The organism is Acidiplasma aeolicum, from assembly GCF_001402945.1.
GTDB lineage: Archaea > Thermoplasmatota > Thermoplasmata > Thermoplasmatales > Thermoplasmataceae > Acidiplasma > Acidiplasma aeolicum.
In genome coordinates, this window is record NZ_LKBG01000248.1 from 1 (window position 1) to 10,855 (window position 10,855).

General features: G+C 34.6%; 10 protein-coding genes and 1 pseudogene. 9 read left to right on the forward strand and 2 right to left on the reverse strand.

Annotation, left to right across the window (positions count from 1 at the left end; translation table 11 throughout):
• Window positions 1-64 precede the first annotated feature (64 nt).
• From AOG54_RS06995 to AOG54_RS07020, 6 genes and pseudogenes are all read left to right on the forward strand, one after another.
• Window positions 65-2,107, forward strand: a pseudogene (locus tag AOG54_RS06995) (ATP-dependent DNA helicase); the annotation flags it as partial.
• Entirely contained in the window at window positions 2,085-3,014 is a 930-nt protein-coding gene (locus AOG54_RS07000) for a class I SAM-dependent methyltransferase (RefSeq protein ID WP_048101633.1), read from the forward strand. The pseudogene AOG54_RS06995 and the gene AOG54_RS07000, both read left to right, overlap by 23 nt.
• A gap of 28 nt (window positions 3,015-3,042) precedes the next feature.
• Complete coding sequence (gene uppS, locus AOG54_RS07005) at window positions 3,043-3,819, forward strand: polyprenyl diphosphate synthase (protein ID WP_054963820.1); 777 nt, start codon at window positions 3,043-3,045, stop codon at window positions 3,817-3,819.
• 2 nt (window positions 3,820-3,821) lie between these two features.
• On the forward strand, window positions 3,822-5,117 hold the full coding sequence (locus AOG54_RS07010) for a tRNA(Ile)(2)-agmatinylcytidine synthase (RefSeq protein WP_054963821.1): 1,296 nt from the start codon (window positions 3,822-3,824) through the stop codon (window positions 5,115-5,117).
• Window positions 5,118-5,126: 9 nt separating this feature from the next.
• Window positions 5,127-5,564, forward strand: a complete 438-nt coding sequence (locus AOG54_RS07015; protein WP_269082270.1) for an AAA family ATPase — start codon at window positions 5,127-5,129, stop codon at window positions 5,562-5,564.
• A gap of 25 nt (window positions 5,565-5,589) precedes the next feature.
• On the forward strand, window positions 5,590-5,829 hold the full coding sequence (locus tag AOG54_RS07020; RefSeq protein WP_048101637.1) for a hypothetical protein: 240 nt from the start codon (window positions 5,590-5,592) through the stop codon (window positions 5,827-5,829).
• Window position 5,830: 1 nt separating this feature from the next.
• On the opposite strand, the gene AOG54_RS10075 is transcribed toward AOG54_RS07020, so the two are convergent.
• A complete protein-coding gene (locus AOG54_RS10075; RefSeq protein WP_169749788.1) occupies window positions 5,831-5,977 on the reverse strand; it encodes a hypothetical protein in 147 nt (48 codons plus the stop codon).
• 155 nt (window positions 5,978-6,132) lie between these two features.
• On the opposite strand from AOG54_RS10075, the gene AOG54_RS07025 reads away from it, so the two are divergent.
• Window positions 6,133-6,558 (forward strand): MarR family winged helix-turn-helix transcriptional regulator, encoded by a 426-nt coding sequence (locus AOG54_RS07025; protein ID WP_054963823.1) that lies wholly within the window; start codon window positions 6,133-6,135, stop codon window positions 6,556-6,558.
• A gap of 87 nt (window positions 6,559-6,645) precedes the next feature.
• Window positions 6,646-8,172 (forward strand): site-2 protease family protein, encoded by a 1,527-nt coding sequence (locus AOG54_RS07030; RefSeq protein WP_048101639.1) that lies wholly within the window; start codon window positions 6,646-6,648, stop codon window positions 8,170-8,172.
• A 5-nt stretch (window positions 8,173-8,177) separates the two neighbouring features.
• Here the strand turns inward: AOG54_RS07030 and AOG54_RS07035 are convergent, their stop codons facing one another.
• The gene (locus AOG54_RS07035) at window positions 8,178-8,792 is read right to left on the reverse strand and encodes an alpha/beta fold hydrolase (protein ID WP_055032559.1); all 615 of its coding nucleotides are present in this window, start codon (window positions 8,790-8,792) and stop codon (window positions 8,178-8,180) included.
• A 281-nt stretch (window positions 8,793-9,073) separates the two neighbouring features.
• On the opposite strand from AOG54_RS07035, the gene rqcH reads away from it, so the two are divergent.
• A partial coding sequence (rqcH, locus tag AOG54_RS07040) for a ribosome rescue protein RqcH (protein WP_055032560.1) occupies window positions 9,074-10,855 on the forward strand: 1,782 nt, incomplete at its 3' end.

Below are 10,855 nucleotides of genomic sequence, written 5' to 3' on the forward strand. Positions count from 1 at the left end.
CAACCGCCTCAGGGAAGACTCTAATTGCATACATAGAAATATATAAAACGTTCCTGCAGATTTTTTAAAATTAACAGATAATAATGATTTTTCATTATATAAACATCAGGAGGAGGCGGTCCAAAAACTCATATCTGGAAAAAATGTGATAGTTTCCGTTCCAACCGCCTCAGGGAAGACTCTAATTGCATACATAGAAATATATAAAACGTTCCTCAAGCGCAAGAAATCACTTTACATAGTTCCATTAAGGTCACTGGCCATGGAAAAGTATCAGGAACTTCTAAATTTAAGGTCTCTTGGGATGAGGATAACCATATCCATTGGTGACTACGATATACCACCATCATTTGTAAGGAACTATGATGTTATTGTATGCACGTCAGAAAGGGCTGACTCAATGATACATCGTGACCCTGATATACTAAATGAATTTGGTTTTGTTATACTTGATGAAATTCATACAATTTCAGATGAAAGCAGGGGGCCAAAACTTGAAACTGTAATATCCTCAATTTTATACCTTAATCCGGATATAATACTTCTGGGGCTTTCAGCAACGGTTTCAAACATTAAGGAAATGGCCATGTGGATGAATGCCGAAACCGTAATATCAGATTTTAGGGCGGTTCCGTTGGAAACTGGAATTGTTTACAGGCACTCACTGATAAGGGACGGAAAAAAAGAATTCCTTGGAAATAAGGACGAGCTTGTTTTAATTGAAAACAGCGTCAATGATGGCGGTCAGTGTATTGTTTTCAGAAATTCCAGAAGGAATGTTGAGAAATATGCTGAACTTTTAAAGAATAATTTTGATTTTGGCACGAATATTGAGGATCTTGAACTGCCGCTTGAGAATTTAAATGACAAAATGATAGACCTAATATCGCATGGAATTGCATACCATCATGCCGGACTTTCAAATGAACAGAGAGGAACAATTGAGGAGCTATTTAAGAAGGGACATATAAAGATAATTGTGGCCACCCCAACACTGGCCGCCGGTGTAAACCTGCCTGCCAGAACAGTTATTATACGGGATATTACAAGGTATTCCGATGGTTACAGTAAGCCAATTTCTAATATAGAGGTACAGCAGATGCTTGGTAGGGCTGGCAGGCCAAAATACGATAAAATAGGTTATGGATATATAACTGTATCAAGTGAATCAATGCTAAAGGTTGCACAAAACTATCTTAATGGTGATCTGGAGCCTGTGATATCCAAGATGGATTCAAACAGTCTGATCAGGTTTAACATACTATCGCTAATATCCTCTGGAATGGCAAGGAAATACGATGATATACTAAATTTTTATAAAAAAACACTGCTTGCCATTCAAAACGATATAGAGGATTATTCACTGGCATTTGACGGGGCCATTTACTTTTTAAAGGAGAATGGTTTTATTTCGGAGGAAAATGATATTTATAAAGTGGAGCCATTTGGAAAAATAACATCAGAACTTTACATAGACCCTGTTACAGCGCTGATATTATCAGAGTGTTTAAATCATGAATATTCAGAGCCATTATATCTTTATTATATATCAAAAACGCCAGATATGATACCTTTTAATTTCAGGGAATATGACTATGAATATGTTGAAAACTTCCTTGATAAATATAATATAAACGATTTCAGTGAGGAATCAATGCGGGCAGCCAAAACAGCAATAATTCTGCAGGAATGGATAAATGAGGTCCCAATTAATACCATAGCAGAGTCATTTGATATTGGCCCCGGCGATATACAGGCAAAGGTATCATCAGCTGACTGGATTTCATATTCACTTTACAGATTATCAACAATGAATAAAAAGGAATATTCAGGCCAGTTATTCCATTTAAACATAAGGATAAAGGAGGGCATTAAGGAGGATATTATAAAGCTTATAGAAATACCGGGCGTTGGCAGGGTAAGGGCGAGGAGATTATTTGACAATGGATACACCACAATTGAAAAACTTGCATCTGCAAAAATGGAGGATATTGGAAATATATTTGGTTTCTCAAATAAGCTTGCCCTTGAAATTATACAGTATGCAGATAAAATAACAAAGCAGTATTATAAGGGGAACAACCTTGATTCATATAGCGGTAGATAAGGAATATGCACAGGCAGCCATAGAATACTGCAAATCTTCGGGATTATTTAACAAAAAATATAGAGTACAGCATGATGGCTCCATGGTATATATTCCTGTAATAAGGCCACCGGAGGGATATAAAATAGTTGATATAAATCCTATTGAAAATAATAGTATTAAGGATTATAACCACTCATTTTCATATGACATCATAGGTGATATTGCCGTAATAAAGGGCAAAAAACTTGATGAGGCTCAAAAGCTGGTCGATATAATAAAAATGAGAAAGGAAATAAAATCAATTTATCTCGACTCAGGTGTTACTGGAGAATACAGAACAAGGGATGTAAAACTTTTATACGGTGAGGATAACACAGGAACAATTTACAGGGAAAATGGCATAAGATTGCATGTTGATATAAAAAGGGCATATTTTTCACCGAGACTGGCCACAGAGAGGGCCAGAATTGCCAATGAGATAAATGAGAATGAGAAAATCTTTGACATGTTCTGCGGTGTTGGCCCGTTTTCCGTGCTAATAGCACACAGAATAAAATGTGATATAATAGCATCTGACATAAACTGTGATGCAATAGAACTTTTGAATGAAAATAAAAGGCTAAATTCATTAAAGGGTAAAATTGAGGCATACTGTGGTGATTCCCGAAATTTAATAAAATCATTTCATGATTTCAACAGAATAATAATGAATTTACCCCACGGTGCATTTAACTTTATAAATGATGCCATTAACAGTGTTTCAGCTGGAGGAATAATAAACTACTATGAAATATGTGATTACGAAACATTAGAATCCAGAATGGAATACTTTAGATCAGCAGGCCTGGAGATAGTCTATAAAAGAATAGTGCATGGATTTTCCAAATTCAAGAATATGTATTCAATAGAGTTAAAAAAATTATAAATATATACTAAATAATAATTATTAATAAATGAGTATTGCTAACAGGATTGGTGATATAGCCTCAAATCTTTATGAAAACGCCCTTCTGGCTGAAATTAAAAAGGACAGGGTACCAAATCATCTTGGAATAATAACAGATGGCAACAGGAGGTACGCCAGATCCATCGGTTTATCCGAAAATGAAGGGCATGTAAGGGGAAAGGACAAGCTTGAGGAGGTGCTTGACTGGGCCATGGAGGTTGGCATAAAGGTTGTTACGGTTTATGCATTTTCAACGGAGAATTTTAAGAGGAAAAATGATGAGGTTAATTTCCTTTTTAAATTAATAAACGATTCATTAAATGATCTTTTAAGGGATGACAGAATATACAAAAACGAAATAAGGGTTAATGTAATAGGTGAATTATCATCACTTCCTGAATACTTAAGAAACACCATTATTAATGTTGAAAATACCACCAAGAAGTTTTCAAGATTCAGGTTCAATCTGGCAATAGGTTACGGTGGAAGGCAGGAAATAATTAATGCTGTTAAAATGATAGCCAATGATGTATGTAAGGGTAAGATTAATGCTGATGATATCGATGAAAAAATGTTCAGAAATTATCTTTATGATAATACACTCCCAGATCCTGATCTAATTTTAAGGACAAGCGGTGAGGAAAGAATCTCAAATTTCCTCCTTTGGCAGGCAGCGTATTCAGAACTTTACTTTGCAGATGTGAACTGGCCTGAATTAAAAAAGGTGGATTTTTTAAGGGCGATATTGTCATATCAGTCAAGAAAAAGAAGATTTGGTAGATAAAAATGTACATAGCTGTGGATGATACCGATAGCCAGAACGAAATGTGCACAACGTATATAATATCACAGATTGCCAGAAAAACACATTATGATATAATAGGATATCCGGAGCTTGTCAGGCTTAATCCAAATATAAGCCATAAAACAAGGGGCAATGGGGCCCTTAATATAAATATAGGTACAGGAGCCGGAAAAAAAATTATTATAGGCAGAATAAACGGTAATAATATATATGCATATGAAAAACTCATTTCAGAGCCTGAACCTGAGGAGCTTATGAATTTTGCATCGGGCATTGTTGAGGATTTTTATGTTAAAAATAGTGAAAATACAAATCCGGGAATAGTCATATCAAAGATTAGATTCGATTCACAGATATATGAGAGGGCCCTTCAGGAGGATATTTCAGTAGCATCAATTGAGGCATTCCTCGAAAAAAGGGCAGCTTACAAAAAAATAAGAACCGGCCATGGAATAATAGGTGCCACAGCATCACTTGGCTGGAATAAAAAACGTGTGACCTATGAGCTTCTGGATTATAAGTATCCACATTATGGAATTATGGATAAAAGTATAAAAATGGAGATAGCAAAAATACCAGAAAAATATGATTCAACCTTTAATAATATAGATTATAAGAACGATTACCCTGCCATATTCCCAAAATTCAAAACACCGGTTATATTCGGTGTAAGGGGAATAAAGCCCTGCGATTTGCTTGGCATATATGATGAAATAAAAAATAATTTTGAAATAAATGATGAGGGCTTCATAATTTATGAAACAAACCAGGGTACGGATGATCATATAATTTATGATCCTGAATTTCTATCTGACCTTGGTTCCTATTCAGTATCAGGCATAATATCATCATATCCATATATAATCCAGGGTGGTCATTATTTCATAAAAATGAAATACAGGGACTATGAAATAAATCTTGCAGCGTTTGAACCAACAAAGGAATTTAGAAAAATTGTTAATGCGCTTATACCAGGAGACCTTGTAAGGGCCTATGGTTCATTCGATAATGGCACATTAAAGCTTGAAAAAATAAAGATATTAAAATTATCCAGGGAATATATTAAGGAACCACCCATATGTCCTGACTGCGGCATTAAAACCAGATCCAAGGGGAAGATGGATTACAGATGCCCAAGATGCAAAAAAAGGTATAAAAATCCGGAGATAGTTGAAATAAAAAGAAATATATCTGAGGGTTTTTATGAGGTACCGGTTATAGCCAGAAGGCACCTTTCAATGCCATTAAAGCTTGCAGGTCATTTCGGGGTGGTCTGAACGATATGCATTACTGGAATACCGGCAACCGGGAAAACAACGTTATGTAAGATGCTCAATTACAGTGGCATACAATGTGCATCCCTTAATGAGGTATTAAAAAACACAGGGATAATTAGTGATGGCATTGTGGACATAGACCAGCTGAGAAGGCTTGAACTTAAATATGATGTTGTTGAATCTCACTATTCCCATATGATTCATTGCAAATATGTGATTATAATTAAGGATGATGAAAATATTTTAAGAAAAAGAATGGAGCAGCGTGGTTATGGCAATGAAAAAATAAACGAGAACATTGAGGCACAGAGGTCCGATATAATATATTATGAGGCGCTGGACCTGCTTCCAGAAAATCATATATTTACTGTTAATGCCAGTGGGATGGATATTAATGAATTATATGGCACTGTTAAAAAACTAATAAATGAACTGCTCAAAAAATAATTATATAAGTTAACATTTAATTATTATGTATAACTGTGAGGAAATTAAAAGCCTAAACATAAAATATATGGACAATACTGAAAGACAGCTTACACCTGATGAAATAAAATCAATATGCAACATGGCAAATGATAATGATATTTCAATAGAAATGCTTTTAAAAAGAATAGAACCGAAGCCGGTAAGATATGTTGAGATTAACGTACCACCATATACGCCTGCAATAAAGGATGGTAAATTAACAAAACCAATGCCACCCTATTAAATTATTTGTCCATTTTTTTCTTCAGCTCGTTTATTTCCTCCTGTATGCCCTTATCCAGTGGGTTTTTTCTTGCCTTTTCCTCAAGTTCCTGAATTTTCATCTCTATGCTTTTCTTTTTTCTGTTTAAATCTCTCTTGCCTAGCCCCATGGATAAAGAATATACTTTAAGTATAAAAATATTACATGGTTTCTATAAAAAATCTTAAGGAATGGGTAAATCATTTATATCTAAATCCTTTAATGGCAAATAGTTTACTATATAGAAAGCATAAAATACCAGTTACGTATTAAAATATGATATAAATGGAAAGCATTAAGGCCTACGACGTCTGGAGGGAATTCATTAGGACATGGAAGACATGGTACAGGGCATCTGAGAAAAATCTGTTATCCCTTGGAATGTCAACTGTAGAGTATAGAATACTAAAAAACCTGCTTGAACGCGGCCCGTTGCCAATGATTGAGCTCGCAAATATAAATATGGTGACCCAGGGCTGGATCACAGGTGTTATTGACAAGCTCGAAAAACTGGGATATGTAAGAAGGGAGAGAAGTTCAGAGGACAGAAGAATAATAAAGATACAGATTACAAGTAAGGGAAAGGATGAATATATGCGTGTTGAGGAATTACACATAAAATTCATTGAAAATACATTAAGAGATTTTAACGATGAGGAGAAGTATAATATGATAAGATTCCTCAAAAAAATCCAGGAGAATGTGGAATAATTTAAATGATTTTCATTCAATACTTTTTTTAAAAGAATTAATTCATATGGCAAAAATTATAACTAATGTTTAATTATGTAGATAATTATGGTTTATAATGAGATTTATTTAATTATATTAATCGTATTTTCATGGATATTTATAATACTATACCTTTCCCCGCACATAAATAAAACCAGGCATTTTTCAACAATGGGGCCTGCATTAATGATTAAATCCACACATAACCGTGGTATACTTGATGCCATATCCAAACATTTCCCGGGAAAGACATTTGGCAAAATATCTGATGTTTTGGTGGTTCTTGGAGGTTTAACAGCATTCATAATGCTTTTATATGAGGCCATACTGCTTACCATAGTTCATGTGCCAACCAGTGAGGCCCCACCATTAAATGAATATCTTGCAATTCCATTAATAAATCCCCTGATACCGCTGGGTTATGGCACAGCATCACTTGTATTTGCCGTGGTAATCCATGAAACATTCCACGGAATAGTTGCGAGAAAGCATGGAATAAAGGTTAGCAGCGTTGGCGCTTTATTCTTTGTCATACCTGTTGGTGCGTTCGTTGAGCCTGATGAAAAGGAGATAATGGATGCAGATCCCGTTATAAGAAGGAGGATAATAGCTGCGGGTCCGGGCATAAATATAGTTATAGCATTTATAGCATTAATGCTTTTAATTTTTGTTATGATGCCACTCGCACCACCGGTTCACAGCGGCGTTTATATCCAGGAATCAGAAAATGCACAGATACCCCATGGTTATGAAATAATAAAATATGGGAATATTTCAGGTTCTGCACTAAACAACCTGGAAACAGATTCATATTTAAAACCGGGAATGGAGAATATTGTACTTTACAACGGCACCACAGTAAATAAAAGTGTTCTTACCGGAGTTTTTATATCGCAGATAATTTCAGGGTTTCCGGCTGCTGCGGCCCATGTTCCATCTGATTCTGTAATATTAAGCATTAACGGTTCAACAATATATAACATCAATACACTTGGAAACGTTCTTGATAAAATAAAGCCGGGAACAAATATTACAATGGAAATAATGACTTTAAATGGAAAGACAGATAATTACACACTTAAAACGGTATCAACTTACAGTTACTATGAAAAGGATGACCCTGCTGCAAATAAAAATATATATAAAAATGAGAGTTTTATAGGTGTTGGCATAACATACTCCGGACTTGATTACATACCATTAAAGGAAATGCGCGGCCTTATATTTGGCTCAGCCCTCTTTGGGCCCCAATTTTTTGATGTGCTTGGTCTTCCTGTTCTTGGGCTTTCACCGGTACCATATAACCTTGCGCACCTGTTTTCAACACCATTTAATAACTATATATACTTTGGATTGGTTAATTCTCTCTACTGGTTATTCTGGATAGATTTCCTTCTTGGAATAATGAATGCACTGCCTGTTGCAGTGTTTGATGGTGGCCAATTTTTCAGGGATACCTTAATGATAGCATCCAGAAGGGAGAGATTCAGCTTCCTTAAAAATGAAAAAACACTTACAAAGATATATTATGGTCTTGCGCTGTTCATAATAATGCTTCTGTTTTATATAATAATAATACCAAGAGTGATTTAAATTTTTTATATTTCTGATAAATATTTTTTTAATGTGTTAAAGAATATATCAGGTTTATCAAGATGCACACAGTGGCCGGCGCCATCAATCTTTATAAACTGCGATGATGCGATAAGATCGTGGTATCTCATACCATGATTTATTGGAACCACGCTGTCATTGCCACCCCACAGGATAAGCACAGGCTTATTTATTTTGTTCAATTCCTTAAGTATATGATCAACGCCCAGGCCACCAATTATTATTACCGCTTCAATATTTTCAGGATAATCTATTAAAGCCTTTAATGCACTGCCCGCGGAGACAGATGGTGCTATTATATATGTTAAGCCGGCGTAAACAGCATCTGAAAAATCCTTAATGAATCTTGCGCCTGCTGCAGGATTTGAACCAAAATTGTATTTTGGATTATACTCTGACTTTCCAAAACCCGGATAGTCCGGGGCATACACATTAAATCCCCATTGCCCCAGTTTCCTTAATGCATCAATGCCTGACCATGAGGATGAATCATTTTTAGAATCATGAAGCAAGATAAAGCTCCTCTGAAGGCCCCTGCCATAGCTAAGATAAAAAACATTTTTTCCTGATAAATTCATTGTATTTTGCTCAACTTCCATATTTTATGGTATTAAATAATTGTTAAAAACCATTGTTAATTTTTTTATGCCTTAAATTTTTGATTTATATAACTATATTTGATTTTTAACCCATAAAAATTTTAAAAAAATAATTAGAAATCAATAAAATAATTTTATAATAACCTTTAAATTTTGTAAACATGGAAACTTCCCATGTTGATTTGCATATTCATAGACTAGTTTTTATAACTGTTGCTCTGATTTTTTCATGCATGTAATCTTTCCAATAAGATTAAAATATCAGGAATTACTAATAAATTATGAAACTCAAGGAATCGTCATTGGATTTTTACGCATTTATAAACATATTCAGGGATGATATAGAAAATTCATTTATAAAAAAAATATACCAGGTGAATTCAAAGGAGTTTATTTTTCAGATATACAGATCCGATGTTAAAAAAAGAGATTTTTTTATTTCACTTACAAAGGGAATATCATTTTATAGCGCGGACAGGCCTGATGAGGCGTCCCAGCTGGCCATGATATTCAGAAAACAGTTATCGGAGAAAAGGATAACAGGCATAGAACAGATAAATTTTGACAGGGTTATAAAAATTACACTTCATACAGGGCAGGAAATAATACTGGAACTGTTTGGGGGCGGCAACCTGATTTTAACAGAAAATGGAAAAATAGTATTTGCAATGGATCAGCATGTATACAGGACAAGAACAATAAAAATTGGTGAGGCCTATGTGCCACCGTCCCTTATAAATCCCATTGAAAATTTTGACGTGTTTAAAAAGATTGTTAATGAAAGTACCGCATCACTGGTTAAAACCCTTGCAACAAGGGTAAATCTTGGTGGGGAAATAGCAGAGGAGGTTCTTTACCGTCTTAATATGGATAAAAATTTAATGCCACATCAGATGGATGATAAAATATTAAATCAGGTGTATGAGGAGATAAATGTCATCCTTAAGGAATCCCTGGAAAATAGGGCATATTATTATAAAGATGAGGAAATACTGTCCCCAATAATACTAAAAAGCCTTAAAAGGAATCCAGACGATACCTTTGAAAACTTCAATGATGGAATAGTCAGTTATTTAAATAACTATCCGGTGGAGGAAAAGAATAAAAGCAGCGTGGAAAAAAGGATAGAATCGCAGAAAAAATCAATTGAGGAGTTTAAAAAATTGATGGAAATTTATACAGAGTTTGGGAATAAATTAAAGATGAATATACCATCTATTGAGAAATTAATAAAAATTGTTAATGGTAAGGTGAAGAATGGGGATTTAAATGGGTTTGATTATGGGGATTTAAAAATTTTAGGCATAAATCCGGCAAAGAAAATATTTACCATTGACTATAATAATATAAATATAGATTTAAACTACACATTATCTGCAGGAAATAACATAAGCAATGTATTTAATACAGCAAAGGATTATAAAAATAAAATTGAGGGCGCTGAAAGGGCCATTGAGGAAACTAAAAAGTTAATAATAAAGGAAAGGGAAAAGGTAAATCAGAAAAAAAGGCCAAGGTACTGGTTTGAAACATACAGATGGTTCTTTTCATCCAATGGCAATATGGTCCTTTCAGGAAAGGATGCAAAGACAAATGAGAAACTTGTCAAAAAGCACATGGAGGATAATGATATATATGTACATGCCGATCTTTATGGTGCCCCAAGCACGGTAATAAAAAACGATGGCATTGAAATATCAGAGGAAACCATAAATGAGGCATGCCAGTTCGCAATATGCATGTCAAGGGCATGGCCTGCAGGCATATCCTCCGGAACGGCATACTGGGTGTATCCAAATCAGGTAAGTAAAACACCAGAATCTGGAGAATTTATATCAAAGGGGTCCTGGGTAATAAGGGGTAAGAGAAATTATGTTTTTAATTTGCCGCTTGAACTAAAAATATCATTGATTAAATATAAGGAATACGATATACCAATGATATCTCCGTCATCAACAAGGGTGGAATCAGAAAAATGGGTTAAAATCAGACCAGGAAATGAAAAAAGAAATAATGCTGTTGAAAAAATATCGAAAATACTTGATGTGCCCAGGGATGAGATC

Coding starts and splice junctions, on each gene's coding strand:
- AOG54_RS07025 (WP_054963823.1), top strand. CDS start 6,133: ATGGAAAGCATTAAGGCCTACGACGTCTGGAGGGAATTCATTAGGACA.
- uppS (WP_054963820.1), top strand. CDS start 3,043: ATGAGTATTGCTAACAGGATTGGTGATATAGCCTCAAATCTTTATGAA.
- AOG54_RS07020 (WP_048101637.1), top strand. CDS start 5,590: ATGTATAACTGTGAGGAAATTAAAAGCCTAAACATAAAATATATGGAC.
- AOG54_RS07035 (WP_055032559.1), bottom strand. CDS start 8,792: ATGGAAGTTGAGCAAAATACAATGAATTTATCAGGAAAAAATGTTTTT.
- AOG54_RS10075 (WP_169749788.1), bottom strand. CDS start 5,977: ATGGGGCTAGGCAAGAGAGATTTAAACAGAAAAAAGAAAAGCATAGAG.
- AOG54_RS07010 (WP_054963821.1), top strand. CDS start 3,822: ATGTACATAGCTGTGGATGATACCGATAGCCAGAACGAAATGTGCACA.
- AOG54_RS07030 (WP_048101639.1), top strand. CDS start 6,646: ATGGTTTATAATGAGATTTATTTAATTATATTAATCGTATTTTCATGG.